At 63.6% G+C, this 24,786-nt stretch carries 22 protein-coding genes; 6 read left to right on the forward strand and 16 right to left on the reverse strand.

Going from position 1 to position 24,786, the window contains the following annotated elements; all coding sequences use genetic code 11:
• Positions 1–51 precede the first annotated feature (51 nt).
• Genes QPW08_RS04170 through QPW08_RS04180 form a run of 3 tightly spaced genes read right to left on the reverse strand, consistent with a single transcriptional unit; the run spans position 52 to position 2,324 of the window.
• Entirely contained in the window at positions 52–735 is a 684-nt protein-coding gene (locus QPW08_RS04170) for a DUF4230 domain-containing protein (RefSeq protein WP_284124485.1), read from the reverse strand.
• Positions 728–1,432, reverse strand: coding sequence for a hypothetical protein (locus QPW08_RS04175; RefSeq protein WP_284124486.1), 705 nt, complete (start codon positions 1,430–1,432; stop codon positions 728–730). The genes QPW08_RS04170 and QPW08_RS04175 overlap by 8 nt, the downstream gene beginning before the upstream one ends.
• 10 nt (positions 1,433–1,442) lie before the next feature.
• Positions 1,443–2,324: an MBL fold metallo-hydrolase gene (locus QPW08_RS04180; protein ID WP_284124487.1), complete on the reverse strand. Its 882-nt coding sequence runs from the start codon at positions 2,322–2,324 to the stop codon at positions 1,443–1,445.
• Between the two features lie 29 nt (positions 2,325–2,353).
• Here QPW08_RS04180 and glpK point away from each other — a divergent pair, with 29 nt between their 5' ends.
• The gene (gene glpK / locus QPW08_RS04185) at positions 2,354–3,862 is read left to right on the forward strand and encodes a glycerol kinase GlpK (RefSeq protein WP_284124488.1); all 1,509 of its coding nucleotides are present in this window, start codon (positions 2,354–2,356) and stop codon (positions 3,860–3,862) included.
• Here the strand turns inward: glpK and QPW08_RS04190 are convergent.
• Both QPW08_RS04190 and QPW08_RS04195 read right to left on the reverse strand, forming a co-directional pair.
• Positions 3,859–4,317, reverse strand: a complete 459-nt coding sequence (locus QPW08_RS04190) for a DUF1465 family protein (protein ID WP_284124489.1) — start codon at positions 4,315–4,317, stop codon at positions 3,859–3,861. The two genes, glpK and QPW08_RS04190, sit on opposite strands and share 4 nt — an antisense overlap.
• A gap of 353 nt (positions 4,318–4,670) precedes the next feature.
• Positions 4,671–4,868, reverse strand: coding sequence for a YdcH family protein (locus QPW08_RS04195; RefSeq protein ID WP_284124490.1), 198 nt, complete (start codon positions 4,866–4,868; stop codon positions 4,671–4,673).
• 180 nt (positions 4,869–5,048) lie between these two features.
• Here QPW08_RS04195 and QPW08_RS04200 point away from each other — a divergent pair, with 180 nt between their 5' ends.
• From QPW08_RS04200 to tilS, 5 genes are all read left to right on the forward strand, one after another.
• The gene (locus QPW08_RS04200; protein ID WP_284124491.1) at positions 5,049–5,204 is read left to right on the forward strand and encodes a DUF465 domain-containing protein; all 156 of its coding nucleotides are present in this window, start codon (positions 5,049–5,051) and stop codon (positions 5,202–5,204) included.
• A gap of 66 nt (positions 5,205–5,270) precedes the next feature.
• Positions 5,271–7,538: a phosphoenolpyruvate--protein phosphotransferase gene (gene ptsP / locus QPW08_RS04205; RefSeq protein ID WP_284124492.1), complete on the forward strand. Its 2,268-nt coding sequence runs from the start codon at positions 5,271–5,273 to the stop codon at positions 7,536–7,538.
• Positions 7,539–7,639: 101 nt separating this feature from the next.
• The gene (locus tag QPW08_RS04210; protein WP_284124493.1) at positions 7,640–8,470 is read left to right on the forward strand and encodes a helix-turn-helix domain-containing protein; all 831 of its coding nucleotides are present in this window, start codon (positions 7,640–7,642) and stop codon (positions 8,468–8,470) included.
• A gap of 156 nt (positions 8,471–8,626) precedes the next feature.
• Entirely contained in the window at positions 8,627–9,565 is a 939-nt protein-coding gene (locus tag QPW08_RS04215; protein ID WP_284124494.1) for a tetratricopeptide repeat protein, read from the forward strand.
• A 97-nt stretch (positions 9,566–9,662) separates the two neighbouring features.
• Positions 9,663–10,544, forward strand: coding sequence for a tRNA lysidine(34) synthetase TilS (tilS, locus tag QPW08_RS04220; protein WP_284126292.1), 882 nt, complete (start codon positions 9,663–9,665; stop codon positions 10,542–10,544).
• Between the two features lie 4 nt (positions 10,545–10,548).
• On the opposite strand, the gene QPW08_RS04225 is transcribed toward tilS, so the two are convergent.
• The 11 genes from QPW08_RS04225 to rimO form a co-directional block, all read right to left on the reverse strand.
• Positions 10,549–11,232, reverse strand: a complete 684-nt coding sequence (locus QPW08_RS04225; RefSeq protein ID WP_407674545.1) for a L,D-transpeptidase family protein — start codon at positions 11,230–11,232, stop codon at positions 10,549–10,551.
• Between the two features lie 110 nt (positions 11,233–11,342).
• A complete protein-coding gene (locus QPW08_RS04230; RefSeq protein WP_284124496.1) occupies positions 11,343–14,105 on the reverse strand; it encodes a phosphoenolpyruvate carboxylase in 2,763 nt (920 codons plus the stop codon).
• Positions 14,102–14,716, reverse strand: a complete 615-nt coding sequence (gene eda, locus QPW08_RS04235) for a bifunctional 4-hydroxy-2-oxoglutarate aldolase/2-dehydro-3-deoxy-phosphogluconate aldolase (protein ID WP_284124497.1) — start codon at positions 14,714–14,716, stop codon at positions 14,102–14,104. Before eda ends, QPW08_RS04230 begins: the two co-directional genes overlap by 4 nt.
• Positions 14,717–14,721: 5 nt before the next feature.
• Entirely contained in the window at positions 14,722–15,696 is a 975-nt protein-coding gene (gene glk, locus QPW08_RS04240; protein ID WP_284124498.1) for a glucokinase, read from the reverse strand.
• Positions 15,693–17,498 (reverse strand): phosphogluconate dehydratase, encoded by a 1,806-nt coding sequence (edd, locus tag QPW08_RS04245; protein ID WP_284124499.1) that lies wholly within the window; start codon positions 17,496–17,498, stop codon positions 15,693–15,695. Before edd ends, glk begins: the two co-directional genes overlap by 4 nt.
• On the reverse strand, positions 17,491–18,933 hold the full coding sequence (gene zwf / locus QPW08_RS04250) for a glucose-6-phosphate dehydrogenase (protein WP_284126293.1): 1,443 nt from the start codon (positions 18,931–18,933) through the stop codon (positions 17,491–17,493). The genes edd and zwf overlap by 8 nt, the downstream gene beginning before the upstream one ends.
• A gap of 96 nt (positions 18,934–19,029) precedes the next feature.
• Positions 19,030–19,818 (reverse strand): transglutaminase-like domain-containing protein, encoded by a 789-nt coding sequence (locus tag QPW08_RS04255; protein ID WP_284124500.1) that lies wholly within the window; start codon positions 19,816–19,818, stop codon positions 19,030–19,032.
• 135 nt (positions 19,819–19,953) lie between these two features.
• Positions 19,954–21,756, reverse strand: coding sequence for a YadA-like family protein (locus QPW08_RS04260; protein WP_284124501.1), 1,803 nt, complete (start codon positions 21,754–21,756; stop codon positions 19,954–19,956).
• 267 nt (positions 21,757–22,023) lie between these two features.
• Complete coding sequence (locus QPW08_RS04265) at positions 22,024–22,761, reverse strand: anti-sigma factor (RefSeq protein ID WP_284124502.1); 738 nt, start codon at positions 22,759–22,761, stop codon at positions 22,024–22,026.
• On the reverse strand, positions 22,754–23,305 hold the full coding sequence (locus tag QPW08_RS04270) for a sigma-70 family RNA polymerase sigma factor (protein WP_284124503.1): 552 nt from the start codon (positions 23,303–23,305) through the stop codon (positions 22,754–22,756). The genes QPW08_RS04265 and QPW08_RS04270 overlap by 8 nt, the downstream gene beginning before the upstream one ends.
• Before the next feature lie 76 nt (positions 23,306–23,381).
• Positions 23,382–24,755 carry a 30S ribosomal protein S12 methylthiotransferase RimO gene (gene rimO / locus QPW08_RS04275; RefSeq protein ID WP_284124504.1) on the reverse strand — a complete coding sequence of 458 codons (1,374 nt, stop codon included), beginning with the start codon at positions 24,753–24,755 and terminating at the stop codon, positions 23,382–23,384.
• Between the last annotated feature and the right edge of the window lie 31 nt (positions 24,756–24,786).

Consider the following 24,786-nt stretch of genomic DNA (forward strand, 5'->3'; position numbering starts at 1 on the left):
ACCCACCGGCAAACTAGCAGCGGGTGCGGGCAGGGCAAGGGCCACAGCGTCTTAGCTCACCTCTTCGCCGTCGAAGCGCACGTTCACTTCGACATCGCCATAGCCTGCAACCTCCAGAGGGATAGCGAGGTTCTGCGCCACGGCCTGGCGCGCAGCATCGCGGGCCAGGTCCATCAGCACGGTGTTGGCGGCCTGTTTGCGCGCTTCCCGCTCGGCGAGCTGGGTGTTGTCGCGCGTGAGGTCGCCCTGCGCATCACGGCTGATCCAGATACCCTCGCGCAGGTATTGCGCGCGGGCTTCGTCGAGATTGGGCTTTCCTATCTGTACCTGCGGCAGTTGCACGGTCAGTGTGTTCGATTCCCCGTCCCAGTTCAGCCGCGAACGGTCGACCTGCGACAGGTCGACGGTGTAGTTCACCCGGGTCGGGATCACTGCCACCTGGCGCGACTTGAGCGCGCCGAAGAAACGGCTGTTCTCGCTGGAGACGACCGGTGCGAATTCGGCGCTGAAGACCGTCAGCGAATTCTGTTTCTCGAACGCGACCAGGCTGGTGGCCAGGGGATCGCCGAGGTCATCGGGGCCGAATGCCTTCCAGCCCAGCCAGGCGACAGCCGCGATCAGCAGGATCACGATCATCCACGGCACCGCCTGGATACGCGCGAGTGATTGCTGGCGTCGGGGCTCCAACACGGTGGTGTCCGTTGTTTCCGCAGCGGGTTCCAGATTTTCAGTCATCGTCAAGGCAAACCAGGTTAGAGTGGACATAGTCGAAACCGCCAAGTCTCCAGCTCACGCCTCCCAAGCTGTGAAAGCTGACCCGCTGTTCGAATTGGCCATTGTTCGCAGATGGATCGATCCGTCGGTTAAGATACTTCCCCAGTGCCTCGTGATCATACCAGGGCGCAATATCGACGACCTTTGCTCTTGCGTTCCCATAGGTGTGCCATACGCATCCAATCCTGGCCGGCTCGGAAAGGGATGCAATCCCCTCAACTTCGATGTCCAAGGCGCGAAACCCGATGGTGATAGGGAATGCACCATAGCGTCGGTTTGGATTGCGGCAGCTCCTGGAAAAGGCAGAAAGTCCGAGTGGAGTGAAGCGGACGAACAATTCGTTCCGCGCGCGCTTTTGCTCCGGATGCTCCGCAATCCCGATCAGCCCCGCATCGACCAACGGCTGTAACAGCATCTCAGGATCGCCATGCTCCCCCCTGCGTCGTACCTGGATGAAGTCTTCAACCATCCTTCCCCGAGGCCGGAACGAAACGCCTGCGGGAAAGGTGACGCAAGTTTCGGATTGATCGAAGGTCTGCTGAAGCGCGGCCGCCAACTGCCCTTGATCCAGCGCAGGTTTGGCAGGCCCAGTGGTCGCGGTGCTGGCGCAGCCCGAAGCTGCCAGACCAAAAACAAGCAGGAGCCAAAGGCGCTTCACCTGCAAGTCCCTAATTTGCAGTCGCGACGTGCCAGGTATCCCCGTCGTGGAATACTTCGCCGCGCCGTTCGAGGTCGATCAGGTGTGCATGCACGCTCATCTGTGCAGCCTTGTCCAGCCGCGGGTCGAGCCCCTTGTACATCAGCGGCACGAAATCGGGCAGCGCCAAGGGCCGTTCACGTAAGTGTCGCCGGATCTGGTTCTCGCGCTGGCGGCGATGGCCGATCATGCCGCGCACGAGCTGGCGAGGCTTGGTGATCGGCTCACCATGGGCAGAGTAGTACACGGCGTCTTCGCGTGCGTAGAGCTTCTCCAGGCTCTTCATGTAGTCGCCCATGTCGCCATCAGGCGGGATCACCACGCTGGTCGACCAGCCCATGACATGATCGCCGGTGAACAGCGCGCCGCTCTGTTCCAGAGCGAAGCAGAGATGGTTGGAGGTGTGCCCCGGCGTATGCACCGCGCGCAGGGTCCAGCCGCGTCCGGTCATTGCCTCGCCGTCTTCCAGCACCCGGTCAGGGTCATAGGTCGGGTCGAAGGCCTCGTCGGCACGAGGCAGGTCGCTTTCCAGTACCAGCGGGGCGCAGCCGACGATCGGGGCACCGGTCAGCTCGGCCAACGGTGCAGCGGCGGGTGAGTGGTCGCGGTGCGTGTGCGTGCACATGATCGCAACGACCGTGTCATCGCCGATCGCGTCCATGATTGCGGCGATATGGTCTGGCTCATTCGGGCCGGGATCGATCACCGCCACTTCGCCTTCGGTCCCGACAATGTAGGTCTGGGTCCCGGTGAAGGTATAGGGCGAGGGGTTAGGTGCGAGGATGCGGCCCACCAGTGGCTCGGGCCGCTCGACCTTGCCCACCGGCCACGGTTTGGGAGGAGGCTTTGCCATGCCCTTGCATATGGGGGTGAAGGTGCCGCATGTCACGCCACAACAGTTTCTGCCCGGGAGAGAGCAGCTTGTCCGACCTGATCCTAGTCCTCGATGAAGGCACCACTTCGACCCGCGCCATGTTGTTCGGGCTCGATGGCTCGATGCATGGCGTAGCGCAAAAGGAGCTGACCCAGCATTATCCAAGGCCCGGCTGGGTGGAGCATGATGCCGGCGAGATCTGGGACCGCACCTTTGCCTGTGCGCGGGAAATGGTCGACAAAGTCGGGGTCGATAGAATCGCTTGCATCGGCATCACCAATCAGCGCGAGACCGTGGTGGCGTGGGACCGGCAAACGCTGGAACCGCTGAGCCGCGCCATCGTCTGGCAGGACCGCCGCACGGCTGGTTTCTGCGCGGAACTGAAGGCTGCCGGGCATGAGGAAGAGGTGCAGGCGAAAACCGGCTTGTTGCTCGATCCCTATTTTTCAGGGACCAAAATGCGTTGGCTGCTGGATCACGACGAACGGGTGAAGCAAGCTGCCAGGAAAGGTGCGCTGGCGCTGGGCACGGTCGAAAGCTGGCTGGTGGCGAAGCTCTCTGGCGGCGATGCGCATATCTCCGACGCGAGCAATGCCAGCCGCACGCAATTGCTCGCGCTCGATGGGGCGCAGTTCGATGACGGCCTGTGCGAATTGCTGGGAGTGCCGCGCGATGCCTTGCCCAAGGTTGTCGATACGCACGGTGCGCTGGCGGAGGCGCAGCCGCATTGGCTGGGCAAGGCGGTGCCCATCACCGGCATGGTGGGCGACCAGCAGTCTGCGACGCTGGGCCAGGGGTGCCTTTCAGTGGGCGATACCAAGGCGACCTATGGCACCGGTGCTTTCGTGCTCGCCAACAAGGGCAGCGAGCTGCCGCGTTCGGACAATCGCATGCTCGGCACGGTGCTGTGCCAGCAGGGTGGCGAGCGGACCTATGCCATCGAAGGATCGGTATTCGTCGCCGGCAGCCTGGTGCAGTGGCTGCGCGACCAGCTGGGTCTGATCTCAAGTGCGGCAGAGACCGAAGCTCTGGCGCGCTCGATCCCCGATAGCGGCGAGGTGGTAATTGTGCCCGCGCTGTCGGGGCTTGGCGCTCCGCATTGGCGGGCCGAGGCACGAGGGGTGATTGCGGGTCTCAGCTTTGCCAGCGGCAAGGCCCAGATCGCCCGCGCCGCGCTGGAGGCGATGGCGCACCAGACCCATGACCTGGCTGAAGCCTTCGCTGCGGATGGGGCGGCTTGGACTTCGCTCAGGATCGATGGCGGGATGAGCGCAAACGACTGGATGGCGCAGGACCTTGCCGACATGCTCGGCCTGACGGTCGAACGCCCCGATTTCGTGGAAACCACCGCACTGGGCGCCGCGATGTCGGCGGCAGTGGGCGCCGGCCTGCACCCGTCACTTGAAGCGGCCTCGCATGAGATGCGGGGCTCGGTGCGGGCGTTCGATCCGGTGATGTCGGATGCCGTGCGTGAAGAGCGCCTTGAGCGCTGGCGCAAGGCGTTGACTGTGGCCTAAAGCCGCCTCAGCGCGCTTTCGAGCCGCGCGTGGATCTGGTCGAGCCCTTCCGGTCGGGCATCGGGGCCAGTGCGCCATGCCTTGTCGAGCCGGGCGACGCGGGCGTGCAGCAACTGCGTCTCCACGATCAGCAGCTGGGTCGGCAATTCGAGTAGTTCCAGCTGGTCCGGTTCGGACGCACGGTCGGGTGGCAACTGGCCGTGCTTGCGCAGCTGGGCCTCAGTCATTTCGCCGCGGAAATAGGCCCGCTGGTTGAGCAGCCAGGCCAGCACATGCATGACGCGGGTGGTTGTCTTCAGCCCTTCGGTCGACAGCGCAATCCGCACCTGGTCCATCTTGCCGGCATCGCGTGGGGTAGTGAGGTCGAAAGCTGCGCGAACATCGTCTGCCAGAACTAGAGCTTCGCAATACAGCTCTTCGACAATCGTCGCGGAAAGATCGGTCGGGTCTCGCATATGTAAAATCCCGTAAGACCGTCCGGTGCCTGCGGAAAGCCGGGTAAGGATGATGTCCCTAGGAGAGATATGGGGTGTCCCAGCGGGGAACAGTTTTTGGTGTGTTTGCTTTCCGCAAGCGCGTCCGCGCTCGCGATTTCCTCGCGCCTACGGCGCTGCGGGCGGCCGGTCGGCCTTGCGGTCGGCTAGTCGCCGACCGTGCTCCGCTGCCAAGCCAATAGTTTCAGGATAGGTATCGATAGCACCGGGCCGGTGGAGGCCCGGCAAGGGCGACCGCCCGCCCGCAGGGGCCCGTAGCGAAGCGGAGGAACAGCCCCGAGGACGAACCGACGGAGGTCGGTTCGCAAAACAAGTCACGCAATGATGTCGGGAATCAGCTGGTCCTCGATCATGCTGATCTGGTCGCGCAGCGAGAGCTTGCGTTTTTTCAGACGCGCGATCTGTAGCTGGTCGGTGCTGCCGGCTTCGGTCAGCGCGCCGATTGCCGCGTCGAGATCGCGATGCTCGACGCGCAGATGTTCCAGCCGCTTGCGCAATTCCGCTTCGGTCACGCTTTCTTCGCTTCCTCGCCGATGACAGGGAAGACAACTCGTCCCTGAAAATGGTTTACCAATCGCATAGGGGGAAACAAGGACTTCGCAATCTTTGTGTGATGTGGTTGTATGCAGTTGGGCGATTGGCCCGCGAGGCGAGTCGCTCCTACGGTCGCACAACCCAAGGAGGAGAGCCCTATGGCTTCGTCACATGTCAGCGCCTTGCAATCCAAACACGCCGGCCTCGAACATCGCCTGCAAGAAGAGATGAACCGCCCGGCTCCTGACATGGCAACGATCCAGCTCCTGAAGAAGAAGAAGTTGCGATTGAAGGAAGAGATCGCTGCGAGCTGATCTTTTCGCCCGCCCGGCGGGCATCGCCATTTCCCAAGGAGCGTCCGATAGGCTAGGCGCAGCGGCATGACTGCTGCTGCTGCTGCCCGCCAGATTCTCACGCGCCTGCACGACATCATGGCCTCGCGCATGCACGCGCAAGGCAAGCTCGATGCCGTGGTAGAGATCATCGGTGAAGCGCTCGATAGCGAGGTCTGCTCGATCTACCTGCTGCGCGAAGGCATGCTGGAGCTGTTCGCGACCCGTGGCCTGAACAAGGCTGCGGTCCATGTTACTCGCATGGCACTGGGCGAAGGCCTGACCGGGACGCTTGTCGCCAATAACGAGACGCTTAACCTTGCCGAAGCGCGCGCGCATCCAGACTTCCAGTATCGCCCGGAAACAGGTGAGGACAAGTTTCACAGCTTTGCCGGCGTGCCGATTGTCTATCGCGAGCGGGCGGTGGGTGCGCTCAACGTGCAGCATGTCGATCCGCGCAAATACGAAGATGTCGAGATCGAAGCCCTGCAAACCACCGCCATGGTGCTTTCCGAGCTGATCGGCAATGCCGAGCTGATCGATGAGGAAGAAGTGGGAGCGACGGAAGCACAGACCGGACCGGTCACCGTCGAGGGCTTGTCACTTGTCAGCGGGATTGCTGCCGGACACGCGGTATATCACCAGCCGCGCGTGACCATCGACCAGGTCGTTGCGGAAGACATCGAGATGGAGCGCCAGCGGGTCTATCGCGCCTTTGACAAGATGCGCGACCAGATCGACGGGCTCTCGCAGCAGGCTGAGTTCGGCAAGGGCGGCGAGCATGAAGAGGTACTCGAGACCTACAAGATGTTCGCCTACGATGAAGGCTGGTCGCGGCGGATCAACGAAGCGATCGACAGCGGCCTGACCGCCGAAGCGGCCATCGAGCGCGTCCAGCAGCGGACCCGCATGCGCATGCGCGAGATCGACGATCCGCTGTTGCAGGATCGCATGCATGATCTTGAGGATCTGGCGAACCGCTTGCTGCGGATCGTGTCGGGCCAGCTCGGCACGGCGGCGTCGCAAGGACTGCGGCGTGACGCTATCCTGATCGCCAAGAACCTCGGCCCGGCCGAGCTGCTGGAGTACGACAAGCGCCGGCTCAAGGGCGTGATCCTTGAGGAAGGTTCGCTCACCGCGCATGTCGTGATCGTCGCGCGTGCCATGGGGGTGCCGGTGCTGGGCCGGGTCCGGGGCTTGCGCGGGATTGTGCGCGAAGGTGACGAGATCCTGCTCGACAGCGATGCCGGGACTGCCACCATCCGGCCGACCCCGCAGGTTGCTGAGGCATTCGATGCGCGCTTTGCCAAGACCAAGGAACGGCAGGCTGCCTACGCCGAGCTGCGCGATGTAGAGCCGTTTACGCGCTGCGGGACCAGGATCCAGGTGCTGATGAACGCCGGCCTGCGCGACGATATGGCAAACCTGCCACTGGTGGGCGCAGATGGAGTCGGGCTGTTTCGAACGGAATTCCAGTTCCTTGTCTCTGCAACCCTGCCCCAGCGCGAGCGCCAGCTGAGGCTCTATCGCGATGTGCTGGATGCTGCCGGGGACAAGGAAGTTACCTTCCGCACAGTCGACATCGGCGGCGACAAGGCCGTGCCTTATCTTGCATCGGGCGAGGCTGAGAATGACGAAAACCCGGCGATGGGCTGGCGCGCCTTGCGGCTGGCGCTGGAGCGCGAAGGCCTGCTCAAGGCACAGGCACGGGCCTTGCTAGAGGCCGGTGCCGGCAAGCGGCTGCGGGTCATGTTCCCGATGGTCAGCGAGCCGTGGGAGTTCGACGCTGCCAAGCAGGTGTTTGACGATCAGCTGGCATATTTGCGGAAACAGAAGAAGCTGCTGCCCGACGAAATCCAGTATGGTGCGATGCTGGAAGTCCCGGCGCTGGCAGAGGTGCTTGATCTCGTGATCCCGAAGGTCTCCTTCCTGTCGATCGGCACCAATGACCTGACCCAGTTCCTGTTCGCGGCCGACCGGGCCAATCCCAAGCTCGCGGCGCGGTATGACTGGGTCAGCCCCGCGATCCTGCGCTTCCTGCGGCGGATCGTACAGGCAACGGTGGGGCATAACATCGGCCTCGGCGTGTGCGGTGAAATGGGAGGGCGCAAGCTGGAGGCGCTGGCGCTGCTTGGCCTGGGCATAAGGCGCCTGTCGATTACACCGGTTGCGGTCGGACCGATCAAGGAACTGGTGCGACAGGTCGACCTGAAGGAAATCGAGCAAGCGATGACCGGATTTCTTGCTTCGCCACCCGCGTCATTGCGCGATGCGCTTGAAAATTGGGCGAAGGAGCGCGGAATCGACACCCAGTAAGGCCTGTGCCGCACGATTCTGCGCTTGACACATGCGCGGCGCTACTGGGATGTAATAACCATAAAACAAACGCCAGCTACCAAGGTCGCGACAGACAGCTTATGAGTGAAGAGGACGCCCCATCCGTCGAGCCCGCTGATATGGGCGGTGCCGGAGACCAGCTGCGCGCCGAGCGCGAGCGGCAGGAACTGACGCTGGCAAACATTGCCAGCAAGACCCGCATTCCCTTGCGACATCTTGAAGCGATCGAAGCCGGCGATTTCGCCAACCTGCCCGGTCGCACCTATGCAGTGGGCTTCGCCCGCAGCTATGCCAAGGCGCTGGGTATCGACGAAGGCGCGATAACCGAACAGGTTCGCGCCGAACTGGGTGCCGAGGATCCGAGCGAGCGCTATGCCAGTGGGCAGGCGCTGGAGCCGGGCGATCCGGCACGGGTGCCGTCGAGGGGGCTCGTGTTCTTCTCCATCGCTTCGATCCTGCTGCTGCTGGCAGGTGGGTTCATGTTCTACCGCACCTTCTTCGCTCCGGCTTCCGGGCCGGGATCGATCCTCGCTGCAGAGCAACGCGCCGAAGCCGAGGCGGCGCTGGCCGACAATTCCGCCGCAACGCCTGCGACGGACACCGTCGACCCGGCTGGCGAAGTGGTATTCACTGCTCTGCAAGACGACACCTGGATCAAGTTTTACGACGGCGCCGGCAACCAGCTGATGCAGAAGCAGATGGCTGAAGGCGAGCGGTACATCGTGCCCGCCGATGCAGTAAACCCGCAGGCATGGACCGGACGCCCGTATGCTTTTTCCATCACCATCGGCGGCCAGTCTGTTCCCAAGCTGAGCGAAGAGGATGTGACGGTGAAGGATGTTCCGGTGAGCGCCGAAGCGCTGCTGGCCCGCGCGGAAGAGCCCGCGCCGGAACCCACCCCGCAAACCTGACCGCTCGCCGTGCATTTCCCCGGATTTCCGGGGTTTGCCACTCGACAAGGCGCGCGCCCGGATTAGTTTTCGGTTTAACCACGTTCAGCATGGGTTCGGTGCACCATCGGCATGGCGCATTGACGCAATGACAGCGACGCGATGGAAGGGATGACCATGAGTTTTCGCCACACCCGCCTGATTGCAGGTGCCGTGATGCTTGGCCTTGTAGTGCCGGCGGTCCCAGCCTTTGCTCAGGATTCCAGCGAGGAGGCTCGCATTCGCAAACTGGAGGCCGAAGTGCGCGCCTTGCAGCGGCGGGTATTCCCGGGCGGCGACGGGCGCTATTTCGAACCACAGATCACCGGGCAGCCAAACGCTTCGACCACGCAACCGAGCACGTCCACCACTGCGGTGACGGATATCCTCGCCCGGCTCGATGCGCTGGAGGCGTCGCTCGCCCGCCTTACGGGCCAGGTGGAAGTGAACAGCAACAGCTTGCGCGATCTCTCTGCGCGGCTGGTCGAGCTCGAGAGCAACGGGAGTGTAACGACGACCGGTACATCGGGCAGCGCCACCAACCTGCTGCCGGCAGCAAGCGGCGAAAGTAGCGCTTCGACTGCGGTTGCGACGCCCACTCCGGTGCCTGACCCGGCACCTGAACAAAGTGGCCCGAGTGCGGAGCGGCTCGCTGCGGTGCAGGCAATTTCCAAGCCGCAGACAGACGACGCGGGAGACGACGAATATTCCTACGGCTTCCGGTTGTGGAATGCGGGCTTCTTCTCTGAAGCGCAGCAGCAGCTGGCGATGTTCGTGGACGAATATCCTAACCACAGTCGTGCGACCTATGGCCGCAACCTGCTGGGACGGGCCTTTCTCGATGATGGCAAGCCGCGTGAAGCGGCACCGTGGTTCCTCAAGAACTACCAGGAAGACCGCAATGCGGCCCGTGCGCCCGACAGCCTGCTCTATCTTGCTGAAAGCATGATCGCGCTGGGCGATACGAGCCGTGCTTGCATCGCTCTCGTTGAATTCGGCGAAACCTATCCTGCCCTGGCGTCCGGTCGGCTGCAATCGCAGTACGAAGCTAACCGGCGGAAGGTGACCTGCAATTGATACGCGCGTTGATCCAAGGTTAGTCGAGCGGTTTCGGGAGGACTTTGAACGCTCCTGTCCGCGGTTTCCATTGTCGGATGGGCGCGTCGGCGTCGCTGTGTCGGGTGGTCCTGACAGTCTCGCACTGTTGATTTTGTTGCATGCAATCCTGCCGCGCGACTCGCTCAGGGTCGCGACCGTTGACCACCAATTGCGGCCAGAAAGCGCAGGCGAGGCGAAGGCTGTTGCTGCGATCTGCAAGGCGTTGGACGTCTGTCACGACATTCTCACTGTCGAGGTGGATGACGGCAACCTGCAGCGCGGAGCCAGAGATGCTCGTTATTACGCACTTTGCGACTGGGCATCCGGTCTGAGGCTAAAATGTCTGATGACAGCCCATCATGCAGATGATCAGGCCGAAACCGTATTGATGCGGCTCAATCGTGGCAGCGGCGTATTTGGGCTGTCAGGCATCAGGCGTGCGCGCTGGCTTCAGGGTCGAAAGAAGGGGCAGATGGAGTGGCTGGTCAGGCCTCTCCTTTCTTGGAGAAAGACTGACCTTGAGAAGGTTGTCGAGGCATCACCTTTTGACCCGATCGATGACCCGAGCAACCGCAACCTCGACTTCGACAGGGTCGCCGTCAGGGAATACCTGAAGAATGCTCCATGGCTCGATGTCGACGCGATAGCTCTCAGCGCCGCTAATCTTGCCGACGCTGCAAGCTATATCGACGAAGAACTCACTACTGAAGTGTGGGGTCTCAATGTGCGGGAAGTGGCTGACGAGATTAGATACATCCCGGTCATATCCCGTTTCGCCAACATTGAAATTGTGCGCGACATTGTTGAGCGGTTGGGGTCTGCCAAGCCTCGTTCTGAGATCGGCCGAATGGTTGACAGACTTCAGACAGGTCAATCAGCCAATCTCGGTGGGGTGCTAGCGCGAGTAGGTGGCGAGGAGTGGGTCTTCACGCCCGAACCACCCCGCCGGACAGGCTAGCCGATCACAGGATCGATTCGCCCATTCCCAGCGTCTCGCCATTGGTGATGATCACCTTGTCGCCCTTCTTGGCGACCGCGAAGACCTTGGCGGCGAAATCGTCGGGCATGCCGATGCAGCCGTGGCTGGCATAGCCGTTCTGGACGTCCGATCCGTGCAGCGCGACGCCATCATCGGTCAGGAACATCGAATAGGGCATCGGGGCGTTGCCATATTTCTCCGACACGTTGTGGCGCATCTTGTACTTGATCGGGAAGGTGCCGAGCGGGGTCGGGTGCTCGTCGGTGCCGAGCAGGACAGCGGCGGCGCCGATCTCATGCCCACCCTTGAAGACGCTGATGACGCGGGCCTGCAGGTCAACCGTCATCAGGATCGTGCCCTCGGCGGGTGCCTTGTCGGTATTCCAGTGCCATTCGCCATATTTGATCGGGCCGTTGATCGGCAGGATGCTCTTGACGACGAATTCGCCCTCAGCTTCTGTCGAGGCCTCTTGCAGTTGGGCTTCGCCCTGGCCCGGGGCCGCAGCGACAGTCTCTTCGGTGAGCTTCGCAGGATCGACCGGGATCGCTTCTTCCAGCGCCATTTCCTGGGTCGTGCCTTCTTCGCCAGACATCATCGTGCTCGCCAGCGTTGCGCCACCGAGGACGAAAACCGTGGCCGCCGTGGCGCCACCAATCCATTTGATCATCGCGTTCATGCGGCCTGTCTGGGCTGAAATTCGCCAAGATTCCACCGCATCACCGCTCGCGTCCCGCAATCGGACGGCTGGCAGGTGCAAAAGTTAACGCGGTCAACTGCCTAGCCGTGCGCGCCAAAATGGTTGGCGATGGCGGTAGTGATCCTAAGCGAGAGCGAATAGGCGCGCTCGATCGGGTCGATGTAGTGCCGCCCGATTGCCCCATAACCCTCGCCTTCGTCGTCGGGCCAGTCGCTTGGCTCGTCCATCTGGAAATCGTCGAGCTGGGGGAAACTGGTGGGGAAGGCCCGCCGCATCTGGCCCAAGGCGTCGTCGATCCGCAGAGTGAAAACCATTTCCAGCACGTCGTCGCGGCTGATGTCGTTGGCACGGCTGAAGCTCGGGATCGACACCGCGCGCAGGAACATGTGCTTGAACAAGGCCAACCGTAGTGCCTGCAGCACACCAATGGTGCGGCGTACTTCCTCGCGCTCCGGCAGCGGGTCTTCGGGTTCCAGCAGGTCGAGCAGGCGATGGAACTTGAGCGCATCCACCCGCAGACGACTGACCAGCCGCCGGAACACGCCATTGCGGTCGTCCTTGGTCAGATAGTCGGCCAGCGCCTGGCAGGCATCGGAAATGCTCTCTTCCGTCCCGCGATAGGTCCGGCTCGCCCAATAGGCGCTGTTGAACAGCTCGCCATAGGCGGCCATCGTCTTGATGCTGGCGAGCGCATTGGCGTTGCGCACGAGCCGCATCAGTTGCCGCCCGCGCGGACTCGATTGTATCAATTGTGCGAGGTCTTCCTCATTGCCTTCCACCGCCGCGCCGATCCCGGCGATCACGTTCACAGGGTAGCCGAGCTGCTGCAGGATCGCATTGTGCGGGATCGCGCGAATCTGGCGCAGGCTCATGCTGCGGTCAGAGGCAAGGTCGCTCTGGCGGCGGCTGACGCGGCTGCCGGTGGTGTTGAGCATGCCCAGACCGAATGCCGTGATGGCGCGCGAATAGGTCTGGCTTTCCAAATGCTCGCGCTGGTGCGCGCGGATGGCGCGGTAGAAGTCGAGGCTCAGATCGGTGCGGACGTAGAAGGGATCGGGCTCATCAGGCGCGTGCTCTTTCCATTCATAGTCGGCGATCTGCTCCAGTGTGGCGAGTGCCAGCTCCTTCGTCTCGAAGAACTGGTAGCCGTCACCGCCCTGGAAGCTGGCTTCAGGCTCGAGCCGGATATTGCCGCGCGCAAACCGGCCGCGGGCCCAGGGGGAAAGCGGCCACTCCAGGCGGTCGCGAAAGCTCGCCGGATGTGCCCCGCGACCCATGCTCTCGCCATGGGTGTTGAATACCAGCGCGGCCACATCGCTGAGGGCATTGGCGCGCATGGCATCGGCCATCCGCCCCTGCAGGCGTTCGATGGCGAGGCTGGCGGGAAGCTGGCCGACAAATCGCCCGGCGTCGGAGAAACCGGTCTGGATGCAAATGCGGCCGCGTGTCCGCGCATAACTGCGATACTCGTCTTCCTGCAGCAGTGCATCGAGGAAGCGCCCGCCATGCTCCAGCGCGGCTTCGGTTTCGAACAGCGGCGAGACGTCGACCTTGCCCTCGATCCCGAACAGCTTCGCAAAATAGAGCGCGGCCATCACCGTCGAAGGCTGCTCGCATTCGGCGACCAACATGCGGATCGGCGCATCGGCGTCGATGTGTTTCAGGATCTGCTGCATGGCGAGGAACTGGCGGATCGCGGTCGATGCCTCGATCGCCAGCGCACCGAAATTGGCCCGCTGCGGCTTCACCTCGCGCACCATCCTGCGCAGAACCGCCATCGCGCCCTTGCTGCCGATCTCCAGTGTCTCGCCACCCTCGATCCGGCGGCGGATGGCGTTGTGCAGTTGCTTGGCGTTCACCCGGAAGTGGATCCAACCCATACCGAGCCCGTCCGCCCGCATGGCAGCCGTGAGCGCCAGCAGCTTTATGGCGCGCTCTTCGGGGGCGGTTTGCGCCTCTTCCTCCAACGCTGCGATCAGCGGAGTGAGGCTGAGCAGCTTGTTTTCGTGGTGGGCCGTGAGCCGGTTGGCAGCATCGCTGAGGTCCACAGGATCCGAAAGATCCTGCGCGAAATCCTCTGCCCGCGCTTCGGCATAGGCCAGCGCCGGGTGCAGCGTCGCGAGCAGCTTGTGTCCGCTGTCGATAGCCTCGAGCCGCGCGACATAGCGGCGCAGGCGCTGGGCTTTCTCATTCAGGCGAAACCCGATCGAGTCGTACCATTGGATATCGGTCCGCCCATCCATGTCGTAGCCGACCCAGGTGGCGAAGCGAAATGGCAGCGGCTTCAAGTCGCGCCAGCGATCCGGCCACTTGACCGCAGCTTCGGCAAGCAAGCGGCTGACGATCGAATAGCGAGCCTGCTGGGCATTGCCGATCGCCCGCATGGCACGCTTGTGTTCGTAGTCGAGCGTCACTGCGGGGCGGTCTTCCGTCGCCGTGCAAGCAGCATCGGCGACACTGCCGTCGCCGGCGATGGCCGAAGCCAGGGAGCTTGCCTGGTCGGGCGTCAGCAGGAACGTGGGGTGGGCGGTAATAACCGCGTGCAGGCGTGGCTGTTCCCAATGTTCGCGGAAGGCGCCAAAGTCGCTGAACTCCGGGCCGAGCCGGGGCTCTCCCACATGTGGGAGAGCCAGCAAGCGACGGCTTCGCGCGGCGCGGTCTTGCAGTGCCAGCGTTTCGAGCTCGCAGATCATGCCTTCGACATGGTCAAGTGACAGATCGCCCGCTTCAAGCTCGCGTGAAAGGTCGAGCGAGAGCTGGAAGACGGGGTTGAACAGCGGGGTTTCCGCAGTCCGGGCATGGAGTTCCTGAAGACGTTCGCGGAGATCGGCGACTGTCTTCATGCCGCCAGCCCCGCAGCGGCCCGGGCCGCTGCCTCGATAGCGGTAAAGTCCGTCGGCTTGCGTGGAGCTACCCAGCTGCCGCCAACGCATAGCACCGGATCGAAGGCCAGCCATTCCGGCGCGGTGGCTTCGCTGATGCCCCCGGTGGGGCAGAACAGGCACTGGCCGAAAGGAGCCGCGAGCGCTTTCAATGCCGGCAGGCCACCGGCGGCCATGGCCGGGAAGAATTTGAAATGCGTCAGGCCCAGGTCGAGCCCGCGCATGATATCGCCGGCATTGGCAATACCGGGCAGGAAGGGGATACCGGCGCTGATTGCTGCCTTGCCGAGCGGCTCGGTCAGGCCGGGCGAGACGATGAACTCGCTGCCGGCACCGATTGCGGCGTCGAGTTCCGCAGCGTTGGTGACCGTTCCTGCCCCGACGATCGCGCCTTCGACCTGTTTCATGGCGGCGATAGCTTCAAGCGCCGCTTCAGTGCGCAGCGTTACTTCAAGTACGCGCAAACCGCCTGCGACCAGGGATTCGGCAAGCGGCACGGCATCGGCGACATCATCAATCACGATCACCGGGATGACCGGGGCGGTGCGCATGATGTCTTCGATACTGCTCATGTGGCTCATTTCCCGTGTTCCGAGGCGTAGGCGGCAGCAGCGCCGAACAGGCCCGGCTGCGGATGGACGATCAGCTTGACGGGAATGCCCGCCATCAATTCGGCAAAGCGGCCCTTGGCGCGGAATCGCTCGGCAAAGCCGGAGCCGACCAGCGTATCGCGCAAGCGATAGCCCAGCCCGCCAGCGATCGCGACGCCTTTGGCTCCATGTGCGAGCGCCATGTCGCCTGCGACGCTACCAAGCGACAGGCAGAAGCGGTCAACTGCGGCTGCGGCCAGGCTGTCTTCACCGGTCATACCCTTGGTCCAGATCGTGATGTCGTCGACATCTGTCACCGGCTTGCTCTCCATCGCCGCGAGCGTTTGGTAAATGTCGACGATGGCCGGGCCGGAAACGACCCGCTCCACAGAAACCCGCGTGAGTCGTTTGCGCAGGCGAGCCAATATCGCGTCTTCGATGCTGTCGAGCGGGGCGAAATCGATGTGCCCGCCTTCCGTTGCAGACACGCGGTAACGGCCATCGGGTTCGCGATAGAGATGTGCCACGCCGAGGCCTGTGCCGGGGCCAAGCACGCTAAGCCGGCCAGTTGCCGGGAGCGGCGTTTCCGGCCCGGTCAGGTGGATAAACTGATCTTCACTGGCACGGGCGACGGCGTGAGCGACCGCTTCGAAATCGTTGACGATGGTGAAGGCGTCGACCCCGAGCTTTTCCTGCACCAGCGCCGGGCGGATAATCCAGGGATTGTTGGTGAAGCGGATCACATCGCCGCCGACCGGCCCGGCAATGGCCATGCTGACTGCCTTGGGCAGCGAGCCGCCCTTCCGCTCACGGAAATCCTCCCATGCAGTCTGGAAGCTGGCGTGATCTTCGGTGTGCAGGGTTTCCGGCTCGCCCAGCGTGATGGTGCCATCGTCGGCAAGCGTGGCGATGGCGAAGCGGGCATGGGTGCCGCCGATGTCGACGGAGACGAGCTGGGTCACAGGCCTGCTGCCGCGAGCATTGGGCTGGCGCCTTTCTCTGCGCTATCGGCATGCATGCGGAACATCGCGAACATCTCGCGGCCGACACCCCAGTCGGCGTGCGGATCAGGAGCAGCCTCTCGGCTGTCGAGATCGGCAGTGGTCGATAGCGCGCCGGTGGTGGCGCATAGCTTGACTATATCGCCATCGCGCAGTTTCGCCAGCGGGCCACCGCCGAGTGCCTCAGGGGTCACATGGATCGCTGCCGGTACCTTGCCGCTGGCACCCGACATGCGGCCGTCGGTGACCAGTGCCACGCGGTAGCCGCGATCCTGCAGCACGCCCAGGGGCGGGGTCAGCTTGTGCAGTTCCGGCATGCCATTGGCGCGTGGGCCCTGGAAGCGCACAACCACGACAACATCCCTGTCGAGCTCGCCCTTACGGAACGCCTCGGTGACTGAGGGTTGGTCTTCGAACACGCGACAGGGCGCTTCGATGATCCAGCGTTCCTGCTCGACCGCGCTGGTCTTGAAACAGCCACGGCCGAGGTTGCCTTCGACGAGGCGCATGCCGCCATCGGGGCTGAACGGATCGGACGGCGGACGCAGCATCGTCTCGTCGCCGGTTTCGCCAACCGCGCGATAGGCGAGCGCGTCATCCTCTAGCCCAGGCTCCATCGCGTAGGCAGAGAGGTCGCCATCCCAAACGGTTGCGATATCGCGATGCGCGAGCCCGGCGTCGAGCAATTCGCCAATGACATAGCCCATGCCGCCTGCGTCGTGGAAATGGTTCACGTCGCCCGAGCCATTGGGATACACTCGCGCGATCAGCGGCACCGCGCTTGAGAGCTCGCTCAGGTCGGTCCAATCGAAGATCACACCGGCAGCGCGGGCCATGGCCGGGATATGGATCGCGTGGTTGGTCGATCCACCTGTGGCGAGCAGGCCGATGGCGGCGTTGATGATCGCCTTTTCGTCCACGCACCGCGCAAGGCTGCGTTCCCTGGAGCCAGTTAGTGCTGCCAGGCGGTGCACTGCCGCCTTGTCGAGCGCCTGCCGCAGCTTGGTACCCGGCTGGACGAATGCCGCGCCCGGCACATGCAGCCCCATCATCTCCATCATCATCTGGTTGGAGTTTGCGGTGCCATAGAAAGTGCAGGTGCCAGGCGAATGATAGCTACCCATTTCGCTCGCCAGCAACTCATCCCGGTTGGCCTTGCCCTCGGCATAGAGCTGGCGGACCCGCTGCTTTTCCTTGTTGGCGACGCCGCTGGGCATCGGGCCACTGGGGACGAAGATGCACGGCAGGTGGCCGAAGCGCAGGCTGCCCATCAGCAGGCCGGGTACGATCTTGTCGCAGATGCCGAGGCAGGCGATGCTGTCATACATGGCATGGCTCAGCGCGACGCCGGTGCTCATGGCGATAGTGTCGCGGCTGAACAGCGACAGCTCCATGCCGTCTTCGCCCTGCGTCACACCATCGCACATCGCCGGGGTTCCGCCTGCAACCTGTGCGGTGGCGCCGACTTCGCGGGCGTAGATCTTCATCCGCTCCGGATACCGGCCGTAGGGCTGGTGGGCGGAGAGCATATCGTTATAGGCGGAAACGATCCCGATATTGGGAGCTCCACCCGCTTTCATCGTCGCCTGGTCGTCGGTCGCCCCGGCATAGGCGTGGGCGAGGTTGGAACAGCTCACTGCGCTGCGATCGGGTGCCCGGTCGGCCTCGCGATCCATCAACTCCAGATAGGCGCTACGCGTCGGCTTCGAACGTTCGATCACCCGCTCAGTGACCTTGTGAATGGTGTCGTTGAGATTACTCATCGTGCCAGCTCACTCCGTCGCGTTCGGCAAGGGCAATCGCCGCGCTCGGCCCCCACGTGCCGGCACCATAGGTCTTGGGCTTGAGTTCGTTTGCTTCCCAGGTCGCACGGATGGCATCGACCCATTCCCACTGCGCTTCGACCTCGTCGCGGCGCACGAACAGCGTCTGGTCGCCTTCGATCAGGTCGAGCAGCAGCCGTTCGTAGGCGATCCTCCGGGTCTTGCCGCTGAAGGCATCGGGCATGGCGATATTGAGCGGGACTTGTCTGAGGCGGATACCATCGCGACCCAGCCCCGGCACCTTGGCCATGAGACTCAGCGAAATATTCTCCTCCGGCTGGATCCCGATCACAAGCCGGTTGGGCTGGGTTGTGGCACCCTTGGAGCCGAAGATCGAATGCGGGATGCAGCGAAACTGGACGACGATTTCCGTTACCCGCTCGGGCAAGCGCTTGCCGGTGCGCAGGTAGAAGGGAACGCCTTTCCAGCGCCAGTTGTCGACATGCGCCTTGATGGCGACAAAGGTTTCCGTGTCGCTGTCCTTGCCCAGCTCTTCGTCGTAGCCGGGTACCGACTGGCCATCGACAGCACCGGCGCGATACTGCCCGGTCACCGTTTCACTGGTGTCGACCTTGCGTAGGGCGCGCAGCACCTTGACTTTCTCGTCGCGGATGGCGGTGGCGTCGAAATCGGTCGGCGGCTCCATGGCTACCAGCGCGAGCAACTGCAGCATGTGGTTCTGGACCATGTCACGCAGCGCTCCGGCATCGTCATAAAAGGCCACGCGGCCTTCCAGCCCGACTGTCTCGGCAACGGTAATCTGGACATGTTCGATGTAGTTCGAATTCCAGATCGGTTCGAACAGGATGTTGGCGAAGCGCAGCGCCATCAGGTTTTGCACTGTCTCCTTGCCGAGATAGTGGTCGATGCGGAACGTCCGGTCTTCGCTGAAAGCAGCGGCTACGGCATCGTTGATCTCGCAGGAGGTTTCGAGCGAAGTCCCGAGCGGCTTTTCCAGGCCGATGCGCACATCGTTCCCGGCAAGCCCGGCGTGTTGCAACCCGGCGATCGTTGGCTCGAACAGGCTGGGCGCGGTGGACAGGAAGATGGCCAGGCCATTGCCTGTTCCGCCGACCTTCTTCGCCAGTTCGGTGTAGCCTTCCAGCGTGGTGGCATCCAGCGGCTGGTAGTGTAGGCGGTTGAGGAACTGCGCCATGCCGCTGCGGCGCTCGGCCGGCATGAACTTTTCCAGTGCTTCGCGCGCGAAGTTGCGAAACCCGGTGTCGTCGAGATCGGATCGGGCGGTGCCCACGATCTGCAGGTCTTCGTGGATCAGCTCATCGGCGTGCAGCGCGGCGAGCGAGGGCAACAGCATACGCTGCGACAGGTCCCCGGTTGCCCCGAACAGCAGCAGGCGATCGGCGGTAAAACTCATTGGCGAAGCCACTCCCCATGCATAGGCGACCATAGCTATCAGCGGTACGGCCTGCATGCCAGTGCCGCGCATAGCTATTCAATGCGAAGGGGGTGGCTAGTAGCGCTCGACGCTGACCGCATGGCCCCCGAAATCAACCAGGCCGAAGCTGGTGAGGAAGCTGACGTCCGCCGCATCGCGCCCGACCCCGATCACTGCGGTCTCATGCGGCTCTGCCATGCCAGTCGGGTCGACCAGCACCCAGTCGCCGCCAGTCCCGTCATCGAGGAACACTTCCGCCACGGCATGGAAATCCTGCGGCGTGACTTCGGGTGCGTAGCAGCTGGCATAGCGCGCCGGGATGCCCGAGGCGCGAGCAAAGGCGATCATCACATGGGCATAATCGCGGCAGACTCCGCGTCGCTCGACAAAGCTGTCACGCGCGGTGGTGTGTGATCCGCTGGTGCCGGGCGCATAGGTGAAATGCTGCGCGATCCAGTCGCGCATGGCTTCGACCCGCGCGCCCCCGTGAAGGGAATGGAATTCGTCCTCCACCAGCGACTGGAAGGTTTCGGCGGCGCAATAACGGCTGTCGAACAGATATTGCGTAGTATCACCGGGCAGGGCAGTCTTGGCGACCTGACCCAGTGACGACAGCTCTGCCGGGCGACGGGCTATCTCCACCGTCGCTTCGTATAGGATGGAGACTTCGCCCTCGGCAGTGATCCAGAACCGTTCACCCACCCCATCCTGCGCCGCCACGCGTTGCACCGGCATGGCGGCGGGGAGGGTGGTGACGCCGTTGACGATGCGCTGTTGCGGCGTTCCCGCCACTTCGCACTGCAGCAGGCAGTCGACAGGGTGCGGAGCAACGAAGGACAACGTAGCTGTGATAGCCAAGGGCATAGCTGCCCCCTAGTCGTGCAGCCGAGTCGAAGCTACCCGCAAACAAAAGTGGGGGCCGGGATCCGCGCATGTGGATCCCGGCCCCCGCCTGCCGGTCCGCAGGAACCGAGTGGGAGGATTGCTTCCCGGACAGGCTTACCAGGCGATCTGGAACCCGCCGCGGGCGCCAACCTCTCCGCTGTCGAAGCCAACACCGATGCCAGCAGAGACGGATGCATTCTCGCCGACTCGTGCGCTCATGGCGATGGTGCCAGCCGTACGATCCTCGAAGTAGCCGATGCCGCCCGAGAGACCGAAATTGGTCCCCGCCGGGAGTGCCGGCGACTCCATCGCCAACGCCATGGCTACGCCTTCGTTGGCGCGTTCTATTGCCGAGCGGTTGGCGGCGGTTTCACCGAACAGGGCATTGATCTGCTGCGTCTGGGTCGTCCCGAGTGCCTGCAGCGACGCAATCGCGCTGGTGTTGTTGGCCTGTTGTGCCGACGAAGCCAGTGCAGTCCGGCCCAGTGTGCCGGTGGCATCGGTCGTCACAGCAAATACCGGACCGACCTGACTCGATGTGCTCGTGTCGAGTGACGCAACCACCACTTGGCCGTCGTTGGCCGCGACCGCGCCGTTTCCAATGGCGATCGAGTTCGTCCCGGTGGCCGAAGCGAGGTTGCCGACCGCGATCGAACCGTCACCGGTCGCTTGGGCGAAGTTGCCGATCGCGATAGCGTTGGTACCCGAGGCAACGGCGTCCTCGCCGCCAGCAAAGCTCTGGTCGCCCGATGCCGTGGTCTGGTGCCCAACGGCGGTCGCCATGGCACCCGAAGCGACCGCTTGCCATCCAAGCGCAGTCGAGCCCGGGGTGGAAGCGACACTTTCGCCACCGATGGCAGTGGTCGAGTTCCCGGATGCCAAGGCGCTGTCACCCAGCGCAACTGCATCGATGCCGTTGGCAACCGACAGGTTTCCAATGGCGATGGAAAAATCGGTCTGGGCCGAAGCTGCTTCGCCTACGGCGAGTGAGCGAACGCCAGCCGCATTGGCGAGGTGGCCGATGGCCTGTGCGCGCTCGGCCGTTGCTGAAGCGCGCCAGCCGATTGCAGTGGCGCCCGGACCAGTGGCCACGCTTTCGCCGCCGACAGCGGTGGTCGAGTTTCCATTGGCTGCAGCAGTATCGCCAATCGCCAGCGCATCGATGCCGTTGGCGATCGACTCATTGCCGATGGCGGTCGCGAAGTCGCTCTGCGCATCTGCGTTCTCGCCGACCGCTATGGAGCGGATGCCCGACGCACTGGCGAGGTGGCCGAGCGCCGTGGCTCGCTCAGCCGTCGCTTCGGCGCGCCAACCGAAGGTGGTTGCGCCTGGTCCGATGGCAAGTGCCTGCCCACCGACAGCGGTGGTTGACGGGCCTGATGCGAGTGTCGCGCGTCCTGCGGCTCCATCGCGGTTGCCGCCGATGGCAACGGAGTCGCCACCGTCGGCAACTGCAGTGTTGCCGATGGCGATGGCATTGGTGCCGGAGGCGATCGCATCCTCGCCCCCTGCGAAGCTCTGGTCGCCTGAAGCGGTTGTCTGGTGGCCTACGGCTGTGGCCATTGCGCCGGTGGCCTGGGCTTGCCAGCCCAAAGCGGTTGCACCTGGAGTGGTAGCATCGCTCTCGCCACCGATGGCGACCGTCGAAGGTGCAGAAGCCGTGGCAGGATCGGTCCCGGCATCATCGCCGCCAATGGCGACAGCGTCAGTCCCGGTTGCAGAGGCGCCGTTACCGACTGCCGTCGCGCCATTGGCAGTGCCGGTGTTGCTGTCGGTGCCGCATTCGGTCGATTCGACATTGGCATCATTGCATTCCGGGGTCGCATCGGCCCTAGCCGGAGCAGCAGTCGCCATTGCGATCGTCGCGGCGCCTGCCATCAGCACCATGGCTGCGGGCTTGTTCAATACCAGTTTCATCGTGAAGTTTCCTTCCTGTTGGTTCGGACCAGTCAGCCGTTCGACGATGGTCTCCCTCCCGGCAGGATCGAGATTGCGCGCGATGCCTCAAGGCACCGCTCTTCCCCCGATACCACCAGGTCCCCTCGGGTCCCGGCGCGTCACCAGATCAGGTGACGCGGGCAGCTACCCGCGAGTCCGCAAACTGGATGCAGACAGGAAGATGAAAACCTGTAAAGTACTGAATTATAAGGAAAGAAAGTTCATTTTCTCAGGTTGCGCGGAGGATCAGACCTCGTCCAGCACACCCACCAGCAGGATCGGCGGCGACGGCGCTTCGTGGCGAATGCCCTCATCGCGTTCGAAGGTCACGGCAAGCGCAGATCCGGCCACGAGCAGGCCGGCCTCAACATCGCTCAGTTCGCGTTGGAATGTGCCGCTTCCGGGGATTTCGCCCAACGAACGGGGGACCCCGTCAGCCGGGATGACCCAGAGTTCGGCGATCTGCCCTACTTCCGGATCGAGACCTTCCAGCCGCAGGGCCAGGCGGCGGGCGTCGGGATCGATCACACTGGCAAGGCGCCGTCCGGCGTTTTCGTCCTGCAACTGCGCAACCAGCTGCGGCGTAGGCGCGGCATCCTCGATTGGCGGGGTGACACCGGTACCGCCGGGTGTCGCCACATAAAGGACGAGCGCGGCAGCAGCCATGGCCGTACCCAGTGCCGCCCACGCCACGCTCCAACGGGAAGGCCCGCCTGTGGACGGCTCGAAGGCGACAGTGCCATCGCCGAGCTTGTCGAGCGCGGCATGGATGCCGCGCAGTACGTCAGCCGAAGGGACCATCGACCCACCGGCCTCGGCCATGCGTGCCAGCCGATCGTCCCACCAGGCCACGGCTGCAGCGAACTCGGGCTCGGCCAGCTGGCGGCGCCGAGCCGTCGCGCCATCGTTGCCTTCGAGCACGCCCAGCGACTGCTCGCCGGCAAGCAGGAAGTCGTCTTCGGGCAAGGCGATCGTATCAGCCACCGAGGCAGCCTTTCAGGCCGGACAGGCCGCGCCGGATCCAGCTCTTGATAGTACCGAGCGGGGCATCGACCTTGCTTGCGAGTTCCGAGTGTGTCAGCCCGTCGAAGAATGCCAGACGGATCGAACGGCGATGATCGTCCTGTAATGTTTCCAGGCAGCGTTGCAGTGCCTCGGCATCCTCGACATCGCACAGCCAGTCATCCTGCGGCCTCGCATCGTCGGCGATTTCAGGGAGTTCGTCGCTTGCCTCTTCGCCTAGCCGCCCGTCTCGCCGCAAATCGCTCAGCGCCGTGTTGCGAGCGAGAGTGCAGAGCCACGTAATCGGGCTGCCTTTGGCCGGGTCGAACCGCCCCGCGCGCTGCCACGCCTTGATATAGGTTTCCTGCAACAGGTCTTCGGCCCGCTCGCGCATGCGGACTATGCGCACGATGGTCGCAAACAGCTTGCCCGAGGTCATTTCATAGACGGTGTCGAGCGCGGCGCGGTCTCCCGCAGCCATGCCGGCCATGGCAAGCCTCAGAGCCTCGCGACGCGCTTCGCTCATGCAGTGCAACCCCTCTCAAGCAGAATCCTACACCCGATGTTCGACGAACCCAAGTCTTACCTTGGCCATCAATTCCTTAGGCAATGACCCCGTAGAGGTCATGCGCATCGGCATCTTCGACTTCGACACTGACAATCTCGCCTGCCCCTAGCGTCGCCGGGACATTGCGCAGGTAGACCGCGCCGTCGATCTCCGGCGCATCGGCCTGGCTGCGGCCTGTCGCACCGATATCGCCATCTTCGTCGGGCTCGCCGATCTCGTCGATAATGACAGGCAGTGTCTTGCCGACCTTGGCCTGCAGCTTGGCGGCGCTGATCCGCTCAGTCACTTCCATGATCCGGACGTAGCGCTCTTCCTTGAGCTCCTCGGGAACCGGGTCGGGCAGAGCATTGGCCTGTGCCCCTTCGACCGGTTCGAAGCGGAAGGCGCCGACGCGGTCGAGCTGCGCTTCCTCGAGCCAGTCGAGCAGGTACTGGAAGTCCTCCTCGGTCTCGCCGGGGAAGCCGACGACGAAGCTCGAGCGGACCGCGATGTCCGGGCAGATCGCGCGCCAGCCCTTGAGCCGTTCGAGTACCTTGGCCTCGTTGGCCGGGCGCTTCATGGCCTTCAGCACCTTGGGGCTGGCGTGCTGGAACGGGATATCGAGATAGGGCGTCAGCAGCCCCTCCGCCATCAGCGGGATGACCGCGTCGACATGCGGATAGGGATAGACATAATGCAGCCGCACCCATGGCGGCGTGCCGTCACCCGTGTCGAGCTGGCCCAGTTCGCGAGCAAGGTCGGTCATGTGCGCGCGGACCTCGCGGCCCTTCCACTGCCGCGGTTCGTGGCGGGTATCGACACCATAGGCCGAGGTGTCCTGGCTGATCACCAGCAGTTCTTTCGTGCCCGCTGCGACCAGCTTCTCCGCCTCGCGCAGCACTGCATCCACGCGGCGGCTGGCGAGTTTCCCGCGCAGGTCCGGGATGATGCAGAAGGCGCAGGAGTGATTGCAGCCTTCGCTGATCTTCAAATAGCTGTAGTGTCTTGGTGTGAGCTTCACGTCCGGCTGCGGGATCAGGTCGATAAACGGCCCCTGCGAGGGCGGCGCGTGTTCATGGACCGCCTCGACCACAGCCTCGTACTGATGCGCCCCGGTGATCGCAAGCACGCTCGGATGTGCAGCGCGGATGGCGTCGGCTTCCTCCCCCATGCAGCCGGTCACGATCACGCGGCCGTTCTCGGCAATGGCTTCACCAATGGCCGCAAGGCTCTCTTCCTTGGCGCTGTCCAGGAAACCGCAGGTGTTAACCAACACCACGTCGGCCCCGGCATAATCGGGGCTCATGGCATAGCCATCGGCGCGCAGCCGCGTAAGGATGCGCTCGGAATCGACCAGCGCCTTGGGGCAGCCGAGGGAAACCATGCCGACTTTCTTCTGGTCGGGGATCAGGGAAGTGGTGGTAGCCATGATTGCGCGCGCCCCTACACCGGTCTCGCGA

This window comes from Parerythrobacter aestuarii, assembly GCF_030140925.1.
GTDB lineage: Bacteria > Pseudomonadota > Alphaproteobacteria > Sphingomonadales > Sphingomonadaceae > Parerythrobacter > Parerythrobacter aestuarii.

Coding starts and splice junctions, on each gene's coding strand:
- QPW08_RS04170 (WP_284124485.1), bottom strand. CDS start 735: ATGACTGAAAATCTGGAACCCGCTGCGGAAACAACGGACACCACCGTG.
- QPW08_RS04180 (WP_284124487.1), bottom strand. CDS start 2,324: ATGGCAAAGCCTCCTCCCAAACCGTGGCCGGTGGGCAAGGTCGAGCGG.
- glpK (WP_284124488.1), top strand. CDS start 2,354: ATGTCACGCCACAACAGTTTCTGCCCGGGAGAGAGCAGCTTGTCCGAC.
- QPW08_RS04190 (WP_284124489.1), bottom strand. CDS start 4,317: ATGCGAGACCCGACCGATCTTTCCGCGACGATTGTCGAAGAGCTGTAT.
- QPW08_RS04200 (WP_284124491.1), top strand. CDS start 5,049: ATGGCTTCGTCACATGTCAGCGCCTTGCAATCCAAACACGCCGGCCTC.
- ptsP (WP_284124492.1), top strand. CDS start 5,271: ATGACTGCTGCTGCTGCTGCCCGCCAGATTCTCACGCGCCTGCACGAC.
- QPW08_RS04210 (WP_284124493.1), top strand. CDS start 7,640: ATGAGTGAAGAGGACGCCCCATCCGTCGAGCCCGCTGATATGGGCGGT.
- QPW08_RS04215 (WP_284124494.1), top strand. CDS start 8,627: ATGAGTTTTCGCCACACCCGCCTGATTGCAGGTGCCGTGATGCTTGGC.
- QPW08_RS04225 (WP_407674545.1), bottom strand. CDS start 11,232: ATGATCAAATGGATTGGTGGCGCCACGGCGGCCACGGTTTTCGTCCTC.
- QPW08_RS04230 (WP_284124496.1), bottom strand. CDS start 14,105: ATGAAGACAGTCGCCGATCTCCGCGAACGTCTTCAGGAACTCCATGCC.
- eda (WP_284124497.1), bottom strand. CDS start 14,716: ATGAGCAGTATCGAAGACATCATGCGCACCGCCCCGGTCATCCCGGTG.
- edd (WP_284124499.1), bottom strand. CDS start 17,498: ATGAGTAATCTCAACGACACCATTCACAAGGTCACTGAGCGGGTGATC.
- zwf (WP_284126293.1), bottom strand. CDS start 18,933: ATGAGTTTTACCGCCGATCGCCTGCTGCTGTTCGGGGCAACCGGGGAC.
- QPW08_RS04255 (WP_284124500.1), bottom strand. CDS start 19,818: ATGCCCTTGGCTATCACAGCTACGTTGTCCTTCGTTGCTCCGCACCCT.
- QPW08_RS04260 (WP_284124501.1), bottom strand. CDS start 21,756: ATGAAACTGGTATTGAACAAGCCCGCAGCCATGGTGCTGATGGCAGGC.
- QPW08_RS04270 (WP_284124503.1), bottom strand. CDS start 23,305: ATGAGCGAAGCGCGTCGCGAGGCTCTGAGGCTTGCCATGGCCGGCATG.
- rimO (WP_284124504.1), bottom strand. CDS start 24,755: ATGGCTACCACCACTTCCCTGATCCCCGACCAGAAGAAAGTCGGCATG.